Annotated in this window: 14 protein-coding genes; 6 read left to right on the plus strand and 8 right to left on the minus strand. The window is 50.4% G+C overall.

The genetic code is table 11. The features are described from left to right. Nucleotides 1-100 precede the first annotated feature (100 nt). Nucleotides 101-1276 carry a DUF3667 domain-containing protein gene (locus tag ACO0LN_RS15910; RefSeq protein ID WP_422975427.1) on the plus strand — a complete coding sequence of 392 codons (1176 nt, stop codon included), beginning with the start codon at nt 101-103 and terminating at the stop codon, nt 1274-1276. A 57-nt stretch (nt 1277-1333) separates the two neighbouring features. On the opposite strand, the gene ACO0LN_RS15915 is transcribed toward ACO0LN_RS15910, so the two are convergent. Beyond that, the gene (locus tag ACO0LN_RS15915) at nt 1334-2581 is read right to left on the minus strand and encodes a sensor domain-containing diguanylate cyclase (protein WP_422975429.1); all 1248 of its coding nucleotides are present in this window, start codon (nt 2579-2581) and stop codon (nt 1334-1336) included. A 464-nt stretch (nt 2582-3045) separates the two neighbouring features. Between ACO0LN_RS15915 and ACO0LN_RS15920 the strand changes: the two genes are divergently transcribed. Beyond that, a complete protein-coding gene (locus ACO0LN_RS15920) occupies nt 3046-4728 on the plus strand; it encodes an alkaline phosphatase family protein (RefSeq protein WP_422975431.1) in 1683 nt (560 codons plus the stop codon). Between the two features lie 79 nt (nt 4729-4807). Here ACO0LN_RS15920 and ACO0LN_RS15925 read toward each other — a convergent pair whose 3' ends face one another. The 3 genes from ACO0LN_RS15925 to ACO0LN_RS15935 form a co-directional block, all read right to left on the minus strand. Then, nucleotides 4808-6373 (minus strand): oligopeptide:H+ symporter, encoded by a 1566-nt coding sequence (locus ACO0LN_RS15925; protein WP_422975433.1) that lies wholly within the window; start codon nt 6371-6373, stop codon nt 4808-4810. 490 nt (nt 6374-6863) lie between these two features. Continuing rightward, entirely contained in the window at nt 6864-10061 is a 3198-nt protein-coding gene (locus ACO0LN_RS15930) for an efflux RND transporter permease subunit (protein WP_422975435.1), read from the minus strand. A gap of 2 nt (nt 10062-10063) precedes the next feature. Next, nucleotides 10064-11323, minus strand: coding sequence for an efflux RND transporter periplasmic adaptor subunit (locus ACO0LN_RS15935; protein ID WP_422975437.1), 1260 nt, complete (start codon nt 11321-11323; stop codon nt 10064-10066). Between the two features lie 271 nt (nt 11324-11594). Between ACO0LN_RS15935 and ACO0LN_RS15940 the strand changes: the two genes are divergently transcribed. The 4 genes from ACO0LN_RS15940 (at nt 11595) to ACO0LN_RS15955 (ending at nt 14786) form a co-directional block, all read left to right on the plus strand. Further along, entirely contained in the window at nt 11595-12209 is a 615-nt protein-coding gene (locus ACO0LN_RS15940) for a dienelactone hydrolase family protein (protein WP_422975439.1), read from the plus strand. Between the two features lie 230 nt (nt 12210-12439). Next, nucleotides 12440-13471: a Leu/Phe/Val dehydrogenase gene (locus ACO0LN_RS15945; protein ID WP_422975441.1), complete on the plus strand. Its 1032-nt coding sequence runs from the start codon at nt 12440-12442 to the stop codon at nt 13469-13471. Nucleotides 13472-13662: 191 nt separating this feature from the next. Continuing rightward, nucleotides 13663-14169 (plus strand): DinB family protein, encoded by a 507-nt coding sequence (locus ACO0LN_RS15950; RefSeq protein WP_422975443.1) that lies wholly within the window; start codon nt 13663-13665, stop codon nt 14167-14169. 89 nt (nt 14170-14258) lie between these two features. Further along, nucleotides 14259-14786 (plus strand): GNAT family N-acetyltransferase, encoded by a 528-nt coding sequence (locus tag ACO0LN_RS15955; protein WP_422975445.1) that lies wholly within the window; start codon nt 14259-14261, stop codon nt 14784-14786. A 3-nt stretch (nt 14787-14789) separates the two neighbouring features. On the opposite strand, the gene ACO0LN_RS15960 is transcribed toward ACO0LN_RS15955, so the two are convergent. The 4 genes from ACO0LN_RS15960 to ACO0LN_RS15975 all read right to left on the minus strand — a co-directional run bounded on the left by ACO0LN_RS15960 (nt 14790) and on the right by ACO0LN_RS15975 (nt 19513). After that, the gene (locus ACO0LN_RS15960; RefSeq protein ID WP_422975447.1) at nt 14790-16631 is read right to left on the minus strand and encodes a sensor domain-containing diguanylate cyclase; all 1842 of its coding nucleotides are present in this window, start codon (nt 16629-16631) and stop codon (nt 14790-14792) included. A 253-nt stretch (nt 16632-16884) separates the two neighbouring features. After that, nucleotides 16885-17886 carry a hypothetical protein gene (locus ACO0LN_RS15965; RefSeq protein ID WP_422975449.1) on the minus strand — a complete coding sequence of 334 codons (1002 nt, stop codon included), beginning with the start codon at nt 17884-17886 and terminating at the stop codon, nt 16885-16887. A gap of 31 nt (nt 17887-17917) precedes the next feature. Beyond that, entirely contained in the window at nt 17918-18859 is a 942-nt protein-coding gene (locus ACO0LN_RS15970; protein ID WP_422975451.1) for a polysaccharide deacetylase family protein, read from the minus strand. Nucleotides 18860-18880: 21 nt separating this feature from the next. Then, complete coding sequence (locus ACO0LN_RS15975; RefSeq protein ID WP_422975453.1) at nt 18881-19513, minus strand: hypothetical protein; 633 nt, start codon at nt 19511-19513, stop codon at nt 18881-18883. Between the last annotated feature and the right edge of the window lie 60 nt (nt 19514-19573).

Raw genomic sequence — 19573 nt, forward strand, 5'->3', positions numbered from 1 at the left:
GAGTCTTGCATATTATCAAATCCACACCTTATTGTGCTATCTTGCCGGACTGAGGGAAGTTCAACACGGTGCATAATCAAAAAAATCAGAGAGCAAGCATATGAACGTGGATGTGGAAATTGCAACGGATGTGGCAACAGCAGCCGTACTGGTCAATGAAGCAGAAAAGAGCGCCGCACATGCGACTGGCGAAGCAGAGCATCATCATGCATGCGCCAACTGTAATACTCCCCTGCAAGGTGCCTATTGCCACGCCTGCGGCCAGTCTGGCCATATACACAAATCCCTGTTGCATCTGGTAGAAGAGCTTTTGCATGGTCTGTTTCACTTTGAGACCAAGGCCTGGCGGACTATTCCAAAACTGATCTGGTCACCTGGCAAACTGACCCGCGACTATATAGATGGCCAGCGCACACGCTATGTGTCGCCTCTGGCCCTGTTTTTGTTTTTGATCTTTTTGATGTTCTTTGTGTTTTCTTTCACGACGAGTAATCCGCTCGAGAGTATTACTGACAAGCCGCATACTAAAGAAGGTATCAGCAGGGTTTTGCAAGAGAATCAGGCGAAGCTGACATCCCTGCAAAGTGAACGTAACAAACTGCCGGCAGGAGACTCGAAACTGGAAGAGCTGGATGAAAACATCGCCGATCTTAAGTCAGAGATCACCGCACTGGAAAGCTCATTGAATTTACTTGGCATCAAAAATGATGGAAACGGCCAGGTAAAGGACGATGACAAAGACCAGGGCTTGGGAAAACTCGCGCAAAAACTGGATGAAAAACTGTTTAAAAAAATAGAAGAGAATCAGGCCAAGCAAGCGGCAAAAAAACAAAAGGTCACGGTTACCTCATCTCTCCCATCCATACAGGAAAAAATCAAGCATGCAGTCAATACACCTGAATTGACCTTATACAAAATGAAGAGCAATGCTTCGAAACTTGCCTTCATGCTCATGCCTATCTCATTGCCTTTTTTATGGCTGCTATTCATCTTCAAGCGCAGATATGGCATGTTCGATCATGCGGTGTTTTCACTGTATTCCCTGTCCTTCATGGCCTTGCTTCTGATGACGACGGCCATACTGAATACCATGGGTTTCAGCACCACTGCAGTACTGCTATTTGTTTTTGTGCCTCCCCTGCATATGTTCAGGCAGTTACGTGAAGCCTATCAATTGGGAGTGGCTGCGGGCCTGTGGCGCACAATAGCCTTGCTGTTCGTGGCTGGATGTTCTTTGCTCATGTATCTGTTACTGATTTTGAGCGTGAGCGCCTGATCAGATTGTAGTGTGCAGTGTACGGTGTATGGCATGTAACCGGGAAAAGCCTGAACTTTAGGTTTCCCAGGTAACCCGGTTGCGGCCATTGCTTTTGGCCTGATACAAGGCCTTGTCAGCGCGTTCAAGCAAACGGCCAAGGCGGTCGTCCTCGGCCCGGTATATGGCTATGCCTATGCTGACGGTCAGTGAGAACGGCTCGCCAGCGGCAGAATTCAGCAGCAGGGACTGTACATGGGCGCGTATGCGTTCAGCCACGAGCAAGGCTTCTGGCTGATTAGCCTGTTGCAAAAGCACGCAAAACTCTTCTCCACCAAGACGGCCAAACAGGTCGGACTCCCGTAATTCCAGTTTGACGGCCTCAGCAAAATTTATCAACGCCAGATCACCAGACTGGTGACCATATTTATCATTAATGCCCTTGAAGAAATCCAGATCAAGCATCATCAGCGTCATCTGGGTTTGATAGCGCTGGCAGCTTTTGAAGATATGCTCGGCATGCTCAAGAAAAGCGCGGCGGTTGGCAATGCCAGTCAGAGAATCCGTGGTTGCCAACCTTTGCATTTCTCGTTCAAGCAATTTTCGTTGAGTGACGTCCCTGCAAATGCCTTCTGCACCGGCATAATTGCCCTCATCGTCATACAGCGCCTGGCTATTGACTGATATATCGATGATGCGACCATCTTTGGTGACCATTTGTCCGGGGAAATCACTGACCATACCATGCAGCATGATCTCTTTTCTAAAGGCTTCCCTGTCGCCCATTTGCGGATATAGTTCCGCTGCTGGCTTGCCCTCAATTTCTTCAGGGGTGTAACCCAATATTTTAGTAACTGCAGGGCTGACTTTTTGTATGATGCCATTGACGTCAGTACGGTAATACACGTCCTGCATGTTTTCAAACAAGCGCCGGAAATTGAATTCGCTCTGGCGTAATTGCTCTTCCATTTCATTATGCTCGGTCATGTCCATGCCGCTGATCATGACCGCGTCTTTGCCTTCAAATTCTATGGCATTGCTAATCACCAGCAACATGCGGAAATTGCCTTTGCTGGTGCGTATGCGAAATTTGCTATTCGCATTTGCCCAGTTGCTGCCCCGCTTCTTCAATCGCCCCTGTGATCTTGGCTGATCAATGAGATGGACAAACTCATCGACTGATCGGCCGAGCAATAGCTGCTCATCGCTGACCTCAAGCAATTGCACTGCAGCGGGATTGAGTTTCACCAATTTGCCATCGACCACAATCGCCACCGCGACTGGCAAGATATCAAAAAGGTAAGTATGATAATTATCTTTGTTCAAAAATGATCCCATCAGGTCCGGCTTTAATTGATAGACATGCAGAAAAGCATCATTTCATTTTACTGCCGGGCAATGATGAGTAAAGTAAGAAAATGCAAGATCAGGCAGATTGTTTTTGATGCGCAACAACAAGAAAACTGAAAGCAAAACTTAATAACTAAATTTAATAGATTAGGACTTACGCAAAATTGTCCCAACAAGGCGTAGCGACGAAGACAGTACTTCAGTACGGCTAGGAGCTGCAACGCAGTTGGGGCGGTTTTGCGTAAGTCCTATAGATAAAGAATACATGCCGAAAAGTTTATGTATTTTGCTCAAGATTTACTTTGTCATCAAGCTGTCAGATGTATCACTTAGTGTATGCTAGCCTGGGCGCCGATGATAGCGAGAGTCGGCTCCTGCCTGGACCACTTTTGAGCAATATTGACCATCATTGACCCGCACTTACCACTCAACAATACACCATGAATAATTCCCTGTCCCGCATCCCCCTGCCCATGCGCCGCTTATTTTTACTGACCTGCCTCGCTGCCTCTGCCAGCATGCCTATACAGGCTGCAACTGTCGCTGAAAAACCGGCGCAAGCCAAATTGATCGTGGTGCTGGTCGTCGATGGCCTGCCTCAAGAGCAAGTTGTACGCTACCGCGACCAGTTTGGGCAAGGCGGCTTGCGTCGCCTGCTTGACCAGGGTGCGTGGTTCTCTGATGCGCACCAGGCACATGGTGTTACGGTGACTGCCGTAGGCCACACTGCCGTGCTCACAGGTGCATACCCTTATCAACATGGCATTATCGGCAATAACTGGATAGACCCGGTCACGCTGGAATCTGTGTATTGCACTGAAGACAAGCAATATACCTACATAGGCGAAGAAACCAAGGCCAGCGATGGTACATCGCCGGCCAACCTGCGCGTCAGCACCCTGGGTGATGAATTGCGCTATTCGAATGGCGAGCATAGCAAGGTGATCACGGTGTCCGGCAAGGACAGGGGCGCAATCCTGCTGGCGGGCAAAACCGGTACCGCTTATATGTACATGAGCAAGACAGGCAATTTTGCCAGTTCCACGTATTACATGAAGTCTCACCCGCAATGGGTGCAGCAATTCCAGGCGGCAAAACCGCAAGACAAGTTTTATGGCAAGGAGTGGCGTCCTCTGCTGCCGGATACTGCGTATGCAAATGATGCCGACGACGAACTGGTCATCAACCAAAAGGAAAAAGACAAGCGCTTCCCTTTCAAATACGTCAGCAAGTCAGGCAAGCCTGATGCTGAATACTACAAGGATCTCTACACCAGCCCTTATGTCGATGAAATGACACTGGACTTTGCCCGTGCCGCCATCGAAGGCGAAAAACTGGGTCAAAATCCGGCTGGCGTGCCGGATGTACTCGGTGTCAGCCTGTCCAGCCATGATTATGTGAATCACAGCTTTGGCCCTGAAAGTCGCATGTCGCATGACCACCTGCAAAGACTGGACAGGATGCTGGCGAACTTCTTCACTTATCTGGACAAGCGCGTGGGCCTGGAAAATACCATGGTGGTGCTGACAGCCGATCACGGCTTCCCGAATGTGCCTGAATTTGCGCAATCCATCAAACGTGATGCACAACGTCTGGAGAGCAAGAAAATAACTGCAGACCTGAACCAGTATCTGTCAGACAAGTTCGGGCAAAAGGATCTGGTACGCAAATGGTCGAATCCTCATTTCCTGCTTGACTACAAACTCATGGAGCAAAAAAACCTCAAGCGCGAAGAAGTGGAACTGGCAGCAGCCAGGTTCCTGCAGGGTGTGCCAGGCATTGCTGACAGCTTTACCCGTACCCAGTTTGAAAACGGCAATCTGCCACGTACCCGCATAGGCACACTGGTACAACGTGCGTGGAATAAACAGCGCTCGGGCGATGTCATGGTCGTCACCAAACCTTACTGGTATTTTTCCACCGAGGCACATGGCACTTCACATGGCTCACCTTATATCTACGATACCAACGTACCACTGATACTGATGGGCAAACCTTTCAAAGCCGGTTCTTATGGCCAATATGCTGAGGTCATGGATATTGCACCTACCTTGGCCCATCTGTTGCGCGTGCGCCCACCTTCTGGTTCTGAAGGACGGGTACTGACAGAAATATTGCGCTGATTCCAATCACGCTAAATTACAGGACGAAAAAAAACCGCATGAATAAAATCATGCGGTTTTTTAATATCATGCAATCAGTTTATTTCGCCTGACGGTAATTGTTTTGCATCGTATAACCCCGTGCATACAGGGCAAACAAGAAGGCTGCCAGCAAGGCAAAACCGGCAAAGAAGAACATCTGGAAAGCTGTGACGCTCATACCAGTTGATTTGATTTGCTCAGTCACTGCCTCACTCTTGACGCTGGAATTGGCCAGCAAGACCCACAGGTTACCAATCGTTACCGACAGATTCCAGAAACTCATAATCACGCCCTTCATCGCCAGCGGTGCCTGGCTATAGGCAAACTCCAGGCCCGTCGTGGATACCAGCACTTCACCAAAGGTCAGCAAGGCATATGGCAGAATTTGCCAGACGATGGTCAGGGCATTGCCACCATCAATGGCCACTTGCATGAAACCAACCACGATCCAGGCCAGGCCAGAGAACGCGATACCGGTGCCCATGCGACGCAAGGCAGTGAGCTCGACGCCTTTACGTTTCAAGAATGGGTACAAGACCAGGTTATTGAAAGGAATCAGCAACATCACCAGCATAGGGTTCAAAGCCTGCATTTGTGAAGACTTAAACCAGCCAGGTTTGGTCATCTGATCAGCCTGCAAGACCCAGGTCGATGCCTTTTGATCAAACAAGGACCAGAACGGTGTCACCAGAGCAAACACCACCAGGATACGCAATACCGAACGCACACCATCCACCGCCACATCAGGATGGATGCCACGGGCACGCTCAAGTTGCATCCATGTGCCCATACCACCAAAGCCCATTACCAGCACCAGCGCCAGGCACAGCGCAGCGACGATACCGACTTTAGGAATCAGGAACATGGAGCCTATCGCCAGCAACACGCCAGCGACTGCGATGAAATAACCAGTTTTAGCCTGTCCTGGCACATTCGTGGTCAGTGCGGTACGCACAACATTGAGGAAAGAGTGCGGGTCACGCGGTGCTGGTGGTACATGGATATACTTGGTACGGCCAGACCAAAAAATAATCGTCGCAATAAGCATCAGCAAACCAGGAATACCAAAGGCATATCTAGCGCCCAATTCATCAAGGAAATAAGGCATCAACAAGGACGCGAAGAAAGAGCCAAAATTGATGATCCAGTAAAAACCATCAAATACTTTTTGCGCCAGTGATCGATTAGTCTGATCAAACTGGTCACCAACAAAAGATGTTACCAGTGGTTTGATACCGCCCGACCCCAGGGCAATCAAGAATAGTCCGGTATAAAAACCGTTGCGGCTATCTTCAAAAATAGCCAGGCATGCATGGCCGCAGCAATATACAAGGCTGAGCCATAGCACCGTATTGTATTTACCAAAATAACGGTCAGCCAGCCAACCACCCAGCAAAGGAAAGAAATACACGCCGATGACAAAGGTATGGAACACTTCTTTCGCCATTCCCTTACGCATTTCTTCTGGCATGGACAGCAGCAGGCTGGTCGTCAGGAAAGTGACCAGAATATTGCGCATGCCGTAAAAACTGAAGCGCTCGCAACCTTCATTGGCGATGATATAGGGTATTTGCTTAGGCATGCGCGCTTTGTCGGCGCCATCCATAGCCACGGATTGAGTCATTCGTCTCTCCTGTTCAATTGTTTTTTTCACAGCCTTGGCAAACTGCCTTTTGTAAAGACAGGCTTACCTTTTGGGATCATGGATAAGTTTGCCAGCATATAAGATGGATATATCTGGAAAAACAGTGGGCGAAGTATCCAGATTTGTGCAGGGGTAGTCAAGCCTGAAAACGCCCGCGTTTGATAGAGAAAAGCTATGGTTTTAAGCTTGCTTGAACAATCAGGTAGAAATGATGTCAGAGAGCTACCGTAATGCAGTATCACTCAAACCAGCAACCAGGCTGCAAGCCGCATGGATACTGGGTTTGTGCACCGCAAAAATAAAAAACTCATGAGTTGATGACGATACGGTTATGAGTAAAATTCAGACAAAATAATTTTTTCATATACCGTCCATATGCACCACCTTTGCTCTACCTTTGCTCCACCGTTTCTTCACTTATCTGGCGTAAAAATAAAAATGCCCACTTGTAAAGTGGGCATTCATGTCATCAGGTCAGCGCAGGTTTGCCGCTGACCTTACGCCACAACCTGAATGGCAGGCGGAAGATAAAACGCAACATAACGAGTGTCAGCAGGGCTTCAACAAATGTCATGATGAAGGCAAAGAAAGTATTCCAGCGCGATTCACGACGATGGAACTTGGCGACCATACGGTCAACGCTGATTTCTATACTGTCATAGAAAGTCGGCACCACCAGCAAGGTCAGGAAGGTGGAAGTGATGGTGCCGCCAATAATTGCAATCGCCAATGGGCGATAGAACTCACCACCCTCACCCAGACCGATAGCCACGGGCAGCATACCGGCGATCAATGCAAAGGTGGTCATCAGGATAGGACGCAGACGCTTGCGGCCAGCATACATGAGTGACTCTTCGCGGTCATAGCCTTCTTCTTCGCGCTTCCTGGCACAGTCAAGCAAGAGAATCGCATTCTTGGCGACCAGCCCCATGAGCATGATGATGCCGATAAAGCTCATCAGGTTCAGTGTGCCCTTGGTCAGCAACAAGGCAACCACCACACCTATCAGACTCAAAGGCAGGGACAGCATGACAGGAATAGGTGCAGTGAAGGAGCCGAACTGCATGACCAGTATCAAGTACATCAAGCCTATGCCAGCGACCAGGGCAATTGTCATTTCAGTGAACAGTTCTTTTTGCGAACGTGCTGCACCGCCAAGTTCTATACCAAAACCAGTGGGGAAGTTCATGGCCTTGGCGATCTTCAAAGCCTCGGTGGTGACTTCACCAGAAGACTTGCCCTGTGCATTGGCAGATACTTCTATCATGCGTTTGCCATCAGTATGCTGGATCTTGGCTGGGCCCTTGCCCATGGTGATTTTGGCGATTTGTTCCAGTGGTACCATCTTGTCGCTACCAGCCACGGCGATAGGCAGGCGTTCTATATTTTCTGCGCTGATCCTGTCATCTGGATGCAGGCGCACTGCCACGTCACGCGCTTCACCGGTAGGATCGACCCAGTCACCAATCTCGACACCGGCAAACGCCACACGCAAAGCCTGGGCCGCATCATTGACTGAGATGCCGAGGGAATTTGCCAGGCCGCGATCCAGCTCTATCTGCAATTCATCTTTGGGATCTTGCTCAGACAAGCCTACATCCACTGCGCCTGGCACCTTGCTGAGCTGCCCCATGAAGTCGGTGGCAATCTCAGTGAGTTTTCTTGAGTCTGGGCCAGAGAACCGGATTTGCACCGGTTTTCTGGCACCATTACTCAGATCATCCTGCACCACATATTCTGCACCGATGATGGTTGCCACCAGCTTGCGCAACTCAACCCCGACTTCACTGGCCGAGCGCTTGCGCTCCGTACTCTTGCCGATATCAACATAGACACGGCCACCACCGGCATTGATAACACTGTTGGTTGCCTTGGTTTCTTTGATGGTACGGGCAAGTTCGGCAGCTTTTTCCACCTTCATGCGGCCATAGTCAAGGCTGGCACTGGATGGTGTGCGGACATCAATCACCAGGGTCCCATTGTCAGACACAGGCAAGAAACTGGTGCCCCCCATACTTGCATGCAAGGCGATTGCCCCTATAAAACTGAGGCCAGCGATCAAGGCCATCCAGACACGGTGATGCAGGGCCCAGGCGATCACATTGCCATAACGGTCAGCCTGGTGATCAAACCAGGTATTGAATTTGGCCAATATCCGGCTAATGCCGCGCTTTGGCTCCAGGTGATGCCCTACCGGGTCACCCCAATAGGCAGACAACATCGGGTCCAGCGTAAATGAAATAAACAGACTGACCAGCACTGAACTGGCAACGGTCAACGCAAACGGCCTGAACCATTCACCAGAAACACCGGGCATGAAAGCCACAGGAATAAACACGGCAATGATAGAGAAAGTGGTGGCAGCCACCGCCAGGCCTATCTCCTTGGTGCCATTGCTGGCAGCAGTACGGCGGTCTGAACCCATTTCCATATGCCGCACGATGTTTTCGCGCACCACAATTGCATCATCAATCAGCACACCAATTGCCAGCGACAAGCCGAGCAAGGTCATGAAGTTCAGGGTAAAGCCACATAACCAGACTGCGATGAAAGCCGCAATTACCGAAGTTGGCAAACTCATCGCCGTGATCAGGGTAGAGCGCCAAGAGTTGAGGAACACATACACGACAAAGATCGTCAGCACCGCACCAAACATCAGGGATTCAATGACGTTGTTCAGGCTGGATTGCGCATCCTTGCCACCATCTTGCGTGACTTCCAGCTTGCTGCCTTTTGGCAAGGTCTTGTTGATTTCTTCTATCAAGTCCCGCACTTTGTTGGCAACTGTCACAGTACTGGCATCGCGCGAACGGGTGACCGAGATACCAACATTGGGGTTGCCATTACGCACACTGAAGCCGCCTATCTCGGCAAAGCTGTCAGCAATCTCAGCCACTTGCGCGAGCCTGACCAGGTCAGTGCCACGGCGCTTGATGACAATGTTCTGGAATTCTGCAGGTGATTCTATGCGGCCTATCAGACGTATGCTTTGTTCATCCAGCTTGCCACGCACTTTGCCTACCGGTGCCGTGGTATTTTGATTGCGCAGTGCAGTGACCACTTCACCGACGGAAACATTGTATTCACGCAGTTTTTGCGCATGCAGCAGCACAGTCAATTCCCTACGCAAAGAACCATTCACACTGACCGTAGCAACGCCATCTATGCCACGGAATTTATCGGACAACTCATCTTCGGCCAGCCTTGAAATCTCGGCGTGACTGAGTGTGCTGGATGACAGTGCCATCTGCATGATGGGCTGCGCAGATGGGTCGCTGCGCTCCAGTATCGGCTCGCGCATTTCCGTCGGCAGTTTATAGCGCACCGATGCGATCGCATTGCGCACCTCGTCCGAGGCTTCAATGAGATTTTTATTGAAGTTAAAAACGATCACGACTTGCGCACGGCCTTCAAACGCAGTCGAACGTACCTGATACACGCCGGTAATACTTTGCAGCGATTTTTCCAGGCGGTTGATAATCTCGCGCTCTACCGTTTCTGGAGACGCACCTGGATAGGGGATGCTGACCACCAGTACCGGTTCCTCAACGTCTGGTATCTGGTTAACCTTGAGTTTTTTTAGCGCCAGCAGGCCCATGCACATGAGGGCGATGATGATGACGATCATCGCAATGGGGCGCTTAATACTGAAATCAGAAAGGAACATGATTATTTCCCTTTAGGACTGGCAGTTGCAGGGGACGAAGCCGCCGCAGATGCTGATGCTGATGCCGGTGCAGAAGATACAGCAGTTGAACTGGCTGGAGCCGCAGGCAAATCCGCACCTGCCGTAGCAACCATTTTTACCTTCTGCCCATCCACCAGGGTAGAAATAGGATTGCGTATGACCTTGTCGCCATCCACCAGACCGCTGCGTATTTCAAAATCACCACGGCGGGGATCACGTTCACCAATCACGATACTGACTTTTTTCACTATGCCATCCTTGATGCGCCAGGCATAGGCCTTGTCGCCATCACGTATCAAGGCTGTGCTCTTGATCATCAGGGTCTGGGTCGAACCTGTTTCTATACGGCCTTCAGCATACAGGCCAGACACCTTTGGTGGTGTTGCGTCGGCAAAAGCCACCAGCACTTCTACCTGTCTGGTAGTGGCATTCGCGGCCATATCGACACGCTTGACCTTGCCAGCAAATTGCTGGTCGCCATAACCATTGACACGGAAACTGACTGCCTGGCCTATCTTGACATTGTTCACCTTGTCAGCCGACAGCAAACCTTCAAAACGCATGCTGGTCGGGTCGATGACCTTAACCAGTTCCTTGCCGATCTGGGCGGTGTCACCGGCAGACACCTTGCGTTCGCTGACCACGCCATCAAAAGGTGCGCGTACTTCTGTGCGTTGCATTTGCTGGCGTGCCTGCGCCGCACGTGCCTTGGCAGCGACCAAATCACTCTGGGCATTATTGCGGCGTATTTCTGCATCTTCCAGTTGCTGGGTCGATGTCATGCCGGAGGCGCGCAAAGTCTTCAGTCGCTGGAACTGGCGTTCAGCCTGCTCCAGCGTTTGCGCCGATGCCCTGGCAGCTTCGTCTGCCGAATTGCGGCTGTCGCGTATCGATGTGTCATCCAGACGTACCAGCAAATCATTGCGTTTTACGGTCTCACCATTTTCTTTTAATACTTGCAAGACGACCGTAGATAACTCGGAACGCAGGTCTGCTTTGCGTTCTGGCTGTATTGAGCCGGTAATCACTGGCCCGGAAGAGAGTGCACTATTTTGTATGACTTGCACATCTTCTTCCGTCACGAGCAAAGGACTGTCTGGTATCCTGGCACTGGCTGACTTTGAGCTGGCTGACCCTGCGCTGGCTTTGGACTGGTCCGTTTCCTTGCCATCTTTTCCTCCCTTGCTGCATGCCGTCAATGCCAGGGCAAGGGAAAGAAAAATCAGACTGGGTCGCAACATGGTGGTTCTCCGTATATTTATAATAAATGTTTCACTAAGAAGCTAATTTGTAACAAAAAGTTCCAGAACTTGCCAAGTATCCATGAGCATGTACACCAGTGTCAATCGCACATTACCAGCCTGCAACATTATCTAAATACTAGCTAAATATCCGCGAGTTTCTTGCATTGTCAGCACAAGTCCGGTAGGCTCCCGCCTCTTGCGTATCTATCAAGCTCTTATTGTGTCTGTTTCTGTGTCTGCTTCTGTTTCTGTTAATGCGTCTGCTAATGTGTCCGTTAATGCGTCCGCTGCCAAGTCTGCTCCGGCTTCACCACCCGTCTTGTTGATTGTTACTGATGTTTTTGGCAATACGCCTGCGATTGCCAGTTTTGCCCGACAATTTCCCCTGCCCTGCCTGATCGCCTCGCCTTTTACCGGCGAAAGAACACAATACCCCGCAGAAACACTTGCCTATCATGCATTTATTGCTGAAGGTGGTGTGGCTGCCTATGCAGAAAATCTGTCTCAGCTTATCCAGACTCATCAATCCAGCCTACGTTATGCCATAGGCTTTAGTGCCGGAGCCAGTGCCCTGTGGCTGAATAGTGCTAATCCGGCCATGGCAAATCTGCAACAGGCGGTATTATTTTATGGTTCGCGCATACGCGATCACCGTGATATACAGCCTGCCTGCCCTACACGCCTGATATTTGCCGAGCAAGAAGCCGCGTTTGAACCGGCAGAACTGGTGGCCGACTTGCGACAGCGCAATCAGAATGCGGAACTGGTCAAGGGCAGCAAACATGGCTTCATGAATCCGTATTCCGCCGGTTTTTGCCTGAAGACCCAGGAACGCTTTATGAAAGAGTTGCTTGATCTGACGCAAATCAGCGCAGCTGCATAAGCAAAAACCCTGCTTGTAGCTGACTGGCAAGATTGAGTTTCACACCCTATTCCCCTATACTGCGCACGCGTGACACAATCACCGCCCTGCGTTTTTGATTGCACCAACCCGTGATCAAAGACAGTTTTATTTGCATGACAACACCACCTATTTAACTAACTTTTTTTGCGGCACCAGTGCATCTGCCTGATCTGGCAGCTCGTCTGGTTGATCCGCGCGGAGCCATAAGCATGACCGCCTTTGTATTTAATGAAATCAATTTCGACGACCACGAACAAGTCGTGTTCGCATCCGAAGCCAAATCCGGCTTGAAAGCCATCATCGCAGTCCACAACACCAATCTTGGCCCGGCCATGGGTGGCTGCCGCATGTGGAATTATGCAGATGAAGCTGAAGCCGTACGTGATGTATTGCGCCTGTCGCGCGGCATGACCTACAAGAACGCCGTTGCTGGCCTGCCTATAGGCGGCGGTAAAAGCGTCATCATCGGCAACCCGAAGACTGACAAGACCCCTGCCCTGTTTGAAGCCCTGGGTGAAGCCCTGGAGCGCCTTGGTGGCCGTTATGTCACCGCAGAAGACGTAGGCACCAGCCCGGCTGACATGGCCAATGTTGCCAGCAAAACCAAATACGTTGCTGGTCTGGGTGACCGTGGCGACCCATCTCCCTATACCGCACTGGGCTGCTTCGTCGGTGCTCAGGCAGCAGTAAAACACCATTTAAAACGCGACAGCTTTGATGGCCTGACGGTGGCCCTGCAAGGTCTGGGTCATGTCGGTTATGACTATGCCCGCCAGTTGAAAGAAGCCGGTGCCAAGCTCATCGTCACCGATATCGACCAGGCAGCATTGAAACGTGCACAGGAAGAATTGGGTGCAGAAGTCGTCGCCATCGACGCCATCTATGATGTGCAGGCCGATATCTATGCACCATGCGCCCTCGGTGCGACACTGAATCCGGACACGCTGTCACGCCTGAAAGCCAAGATCGTTGCCGGTGGCGCCAACAACCAGCTGGCGACACCAGAGATGGGCGAACTCTGCCGTCAAAAAGGTATTTTGTATGCACCTGACTTTGTCATCAATGCCGGCGGCATCATCAAGGTGTGCTATGAATACCTGAATACCCCGGAAGACGGCATGGTTGCCCATGTACGCCGTATCGGTGAAACCCTGGCAGAAGTATTTACCCGCGCAGATACAGAAGGCTTGCCAACCAGCGTCGTGGCCGACCGTATTGCGGAAGCCAGGTTCAAGAAATAAAGCGATGCAAGCTCCGGCTTGCAGATGCTCAGATCAAAAGCCACCAGACTGATGTTCTGGTGGCTTTTTGTTTTTCAATTGTTTCTCGCATTGTATCTGCAGTAATCGCAAACATCTGTATCTACTGGCACAATCTCAACAAGCATATTCTATCTGGGAGGCAAGTTTTCTTATCCAACCGGAGAATATGAATGACGATATTATCGAATATACGCATGCTGACCCACTATAAAGCCTGGGCTGATGACAAAATGTTTTCCATGTTGAGTGCCCTGCCTGAAGAAGAGGTATTGCGCCCCCGGCTGACCCGCTTTGGCAATATGCTGCATACCCTGAACCATGTGTATGTCATCGACGATATCTTCCGCGCGCATCTGCAAGGTCAGCAGCATGAATATCAGGACCGCAATACTGAGACGACACCGCCACTGAACGAACTGTGGAACGCATCAAAAAAGTTGAATGACTGGTACCGAAATTTCACCAAAAATTTAACTGAAGATGATCTGGAACGCGTCATCCATTTCAATTTCATTGGCGGTGGCGAAGGCATCATGAGTTGTCAGGAAATGCTGTTGCACGTCGTCAATCATGCTACTTACCATCGCGGTTTTGTCGGTGACATGATGTACCAGGCCAAGGTCATGCCGCAATCAACTGACCTGACCGTATTTGTCAGGGATGTACTGCGCGCATGATGCATAAGCTTGTCATGCGGCGTGCTGCTTGAAAGAGTTAAATTTCAGGCTTACACTCGTATGTTCTATTTTCAACAAGCCGCCTGATCATGACCATACTCACTACTGCACGCCTGCGCCTGGAACCAATGAACGACAGCCATTTTGATGGCCTGTTCCACATGAACAGCCAGGCAGAAGTCATGCAATACATTACCGGCAAACCAGATACGCCAGAAGACACACAGGCCATGATAGAACGCGTCAAGGCGCGCTGGATAGAGTATGGTTTTTCGTGGTGGAGCTTCATAGAACTAGACAGCAATGAAGTCATCGGCGCTGGCTGCATACAGCATCTGGGCCGCGACCCGGCTAATCCTTTGGAAACTGGCTGGCGTCTGCGCAAGGAAAGCTGGAACAAGGGTTATGCGTCAGAAGCCGCGCAGGCCATGGCGGCATTCGCCTTTGAAAATCTCAAGGCAGAATCCTTGTGCGCGGTCTGCCATCAAGACAATCATGGTTCAGCAAATATCATGAAAAAACTAGGCATGCAACACCGTGGCATAGAGCGCTGGTATGACATGGACACTGCGGTTTATTCCATGGATAAGACAGACTGGTTGGCAAGCAGAAAATAAGGTTTAGTCTGCCGCAACAATAATACGGTTACGGCCAGCTTCCTTGGCGCGGTACAAGGCCATGTCACTGGATGAGAGCGAGACATCTGCATCAATATCACTGGCCTGCATAAGCGCGATACCTATACTGACCGTGACCGGAATAATATGGGTACGCGCATTGACCGGCGTATCCAGTAATTGTTTTTGCACGCGCTCAGCAAAAACGGTGGCATCGGCAATGCTGGTGCCGGCCAGCACCACAGCGAATTCTTCGCCACCTACCCGGCCTGCATAATCGCTTTTACGCAGTTCATCATGCAGGATATGGGCAAAATGCCTGAGCACGAGATCGCCTATGGCATGCCCATAGGTGTCATTGATGAGCTTGAAATTATCCAGGTCACACATCAATACCGCTGCCGCCTTGCTGGCACCACGCTGCATGCGCGCCAGCTCTTCTTCCATGCGCCCCATGAAGCTGCGGCGGTTAGGAATCTGCGTTAAAAAATCGATGGTCGCCAGCTCCTGCAACTCTTGCTCTATGCGTTTATGTTCAGTGACATCGGTAATAAAACCATGCCACAGGGTAGCGCCATCCGGCAGGCGGCGTGGCCTTGCATCCATTTGACGCCAGCGTATGCCCTGTTGTGGCAGATTGACGCGGTATTCCAGATGCAGGTGTTCCAGCCTGCCGGCTGATTTCAGGACGGCATTGCGGTAGGCAGGAAAATCATCAAGGTGTATGCGTGCGTGTATCAGCGCCACGGCTTCCTGCATCTGTAACGGGCTTAATTCATAAATATCGCGTATGCCTTCGCTAAGATAGGTAAAGCGTTCTTCGCCATTGGCTTGCATGCAGTATTGATATGCGAGGCCTGGCACTTCATTGGTCAGACAAGTCACCAGGTCTGCACTTTCTTGCAGACGCTGCGACAAAACCCGCATGGCAGTGATATCAGTGGTGGTACCTATCATGCGCAAGGGGCTCCCATCTTCCGCACGGCTGACTACCTTGCCACGGCTGGATATCCACTTATAACTGCCATCCTTGCAACGGACCCGGTGCTCGACGACATATTGCTCAGTGAGCCCGTCAAAATGCGCCTGTATGCTCGCTTGTACATACGGGCGATCATCAGGATGCAAGCGCGCATAACTGTCTTCTATACGTCCGATGATTTCTGCATCGGCATAACCGAGTATGGCTTTCCAGCCGGGTGAATAATGAATTAGCCCGGCTGGCACATCCCTGTCCCAGATGCCGGTGCCACTACCCTCTATCGCCAGTGCCATACGCATCATATTGGCCTGGCTTTGCTCAGCCAGTGACTGTGCTTGCAGGGATTTTTGCTGCGTGTGCTTGTGTTGTATGAGATTGGCGATCAGGCTGGCAAGCTCTTGCAAGACTTGCTGATTGGGCTTTTCTTGAATTACCCCATTCTTTGCAAAGAAATACAAGCCATCTGACTGCCTATGCTCATCATTGAAAATGGGTATCTCAGCTAGCAGCCAAAGGTCATGGTCCTGCGCAAGTTCCTGCATTCGGCTGACACGCTTGCTGTGCTCGGGAATTGCGCCTTTTGGATATGCGTCTTCGACCACTGCATACATATTGCGCATGTCATCAAGGCAGGCCTGGGGCAAATTGGAGACCAGCAGCAGATCAGTCTTAATATCGGCTTCAATACCACGCAACACGATAGCAGACAGCAAACCAGAATAATGGGCATCCAGGCTGCTGACAATGAGAAGCAAACTATCTTTCAGCTCAGTATTACGCGCAATATCATTCATGCATAGACGATACAGGTCCAGCATGTGCTGACCGTCTTCATTGCTCTTGTGCAAATTATCCAGACTCATATTCACCCGGCATTCCTGATAAGAGTGTGCTTGCACGTATTTAGCAGGCCCGCTATACCGACATGACATATCGGGCTAGGCGCAGGTCATTACCAGCAGAGATCGGTAATGCCCTATTTGATCATATACCAAAGAGAGGAGGCGTGATGGCGAGCAACAATTTTTAATACAAATATTGAATACAATGCGGTGTTGCACTATTTTGCTGAGATTAATGCAACAGTAAATTGCTTGACAGAATTTACGGTGCTCATCAAACACCGCGTAAATGAATACAGTCAGCACCAGCTTTTTGGCGCATGAAGGTGGCAACCTCATCGTCCCATGTTTGCGGATTCAAAGTTGCCGAACTGCGGGTAATGAAGCGACGCATTGGTCTGCGGTCAAACGCCTGCGCCAGCAATTTTTGCATGTCATTCAATACACTTGGATTGATATGCAAGCCCTGAGCGACTCGCTCACTGACCATATTTACTTGCTGCAAAATAGCGCTCTCCCGCCTGGGATCACCTTGCACGGCAATTTCATAAAAAGAACTAAGCACCGCAAAAGTAGGCCGCACATCTTCAAACAAGCTAGCTTGCAACCGGTCGTGCCCATCCAATACCAGATAAGCATTTAGGCCGTGAATGTACCAGACGAGTATTGGTGGCAATTGTCCATTACGAGACAATTTTCGCCACCACTTGACGCGCCCACTATCCTTGTGTTGCGGGGCAAACAAATTCAACACCTGCCCGTTACCATTCAAGTTCCAATCCAGATAAACTGTAGGCGCATGCAACAACTGCATATCATCGCCATCGCGCTGCCAGCCGCGCAAGCGATAGCTACCACACCAATGTGGATGATAAATTTGGGTACCGTCACAATATTCCAGCGACCATAAACCGTTGGACATACAGTTAATGTCAGCAGTACGCAGGACCTGAACAAAATACCTAAACCATAACTTCAATTGCTGATCAGGAGTAAATTCGTTGATGCGCTGAACCTCAGTTGAGCTAATTGAAGGGAGCCAGTTTTGATGTTGCGGCAAATTGCGATAGATAGTGACACCGTGATAACCATCAAGTATTTCTGCCCACAGAAGACTCAAATCTCCCGCATCCAAACGCATCCGTCTGTCGAATGCAGTACGCAAACGCAATGTCGGCCTGGGCGCATCACTGACCGATAGCAATAGCCCCCTCCACTGCCCATACTCTCTCTCATAGTCGCCGGTATCGTCTTGATAATGAATGTTGATCGCCATGTTGCAATTCTCAATTACAGGAAAAATCCGATTACAAACCCTGCAGCTTCAATTGCTCAATCTCAAAATCACCATCATCGACCAAACGCTCTCCGCCAGGATACTTGCCCAAACCCAGTATTCTGCCCATGGACAACAACAGGCTTTGTCCCGACGCCAGACGATCAGGTATCAATTGATAAACCGGATCATTAAAGGCTGCCGCCGGTGTCGTGAATTTCCAGCCCATTTCTTCAAACTGGGCGAGAACATCATCAAGCCACATGGCATTGATGAGGTTATGATGCATGAGCAAGACTTGCGGTATGTCGCGCCCCTGCAATTGCCACGACAGGGCACGGTAGGCCTCGGCGCGCTGGCGTATATGGGCCAGGTAAGCGCGCTTGATGGCGCTCACATCTGCCTGGGGATTTTTGCCCAGCACTTCTACCAGTTTCTCATTCAGGCGCCAGTCGCTGGTATCCAGGCTGACATAGGCATTACGGTAGTTATTCTGCTTCAAAAAGCTGCGCATGCCATCGCGCTTTTCTGGCGTATTACCTTCGCGCAGATAAGTATAGCGATACCATTTCTGGTAGCCGGGCAAAGTGCTGATGATGGCATCGCAATCAAGGATTTCCTTTTGATATTGTGCAAGACTGACTTTGTCGCTATGCAGGTCAGGATGACTCATGCTGTGGTTGCCGACAGCATGCCCCGCATCGCCCCAGGCTTTGGCCAGCGCATAACCGGCAGGCTGAGTGGCTGCATAATTGGCAGTGACAAACAGGGCAGCAGTGACACCATGTCTGGACAGCGCCTTGAGCATGGCCAGATTGCGCTGCTCAGGGCTCAGCCTGGGCGTCTGTTCCAGATTGGGGCCATCGTCGATAGTGATGGCCACTGTTTGCGCACTTGCATCTGCTGCCAACGAAATACAGGCAATAAAAAATACCGAAGCGGTGGCGCTGCTTAAATAAGCGGAGAGTTTCAATTTGATTTCATTTTCCAGAATTTAATCTACGACATAATCAGCAGATTTTGTTGATACCTCAGCAGCGTCCACGAGCATGAACTGCTGACCATTCCATAGATAAGCTACGGCTTTCTCTCCAGCTGTTGCGGAGATTGCCAGTAGAGATTTCTTATTTCCGGCTGCATCATAAGTCCACTCAAATGCGCCGGCCACCAGGGTTTGCAGCAGCTTGTATTCGCCCTGAGCCAGGCCATATACCTGCAGCTCTTCATAGGCAGCGCCTTGCTGTATCTTGAGGATGAATACTGGTTTTCCCGCCAGGGTGAATTCGGTATGTAACTGCAGGCGGGGGTTATAACTATCGGCAAACTGCTTTTGCGAAATGACCCTCCAGGCTTGCTTTTCTCTTTTCAGTATGCTGACAGTGCTTGAGATTCCCCCCTTGATCTTGTTGCCGGGCTGGCTTACCGCTTTGCCGGACCAAGTGATGATCTTCCATTCATCCTGCGTGCTGAGCACGCTGTAATTCTCGAAGTCACCCACATTTTCCTTGCTCAATGCAGGGATAGCATCTTGCTGCGGGACCTGGTTGACTGCGGATTTTCCGGCAGGCTGACAGGCTGTCAAAGTCGTCAGGATGAGTAGTGAAAACAGCGATTTTTTTAGCGGCATGAATACAGAGGGGCTGAGGGATTTTCTTTTGATGCCAGTGCAAATTGCAGGTGCGCAACA

This window comes from Undibacterium sp. TC9W (assembly GCF_049339865.1).
In the GTDB taxonomy this organism is placed as follows: domain Bacteria; phylum Pseudomonadota; class Gammaproteobacteria; order Burkholderiales; family Burkholderiaceae_D; genus Undibacterium.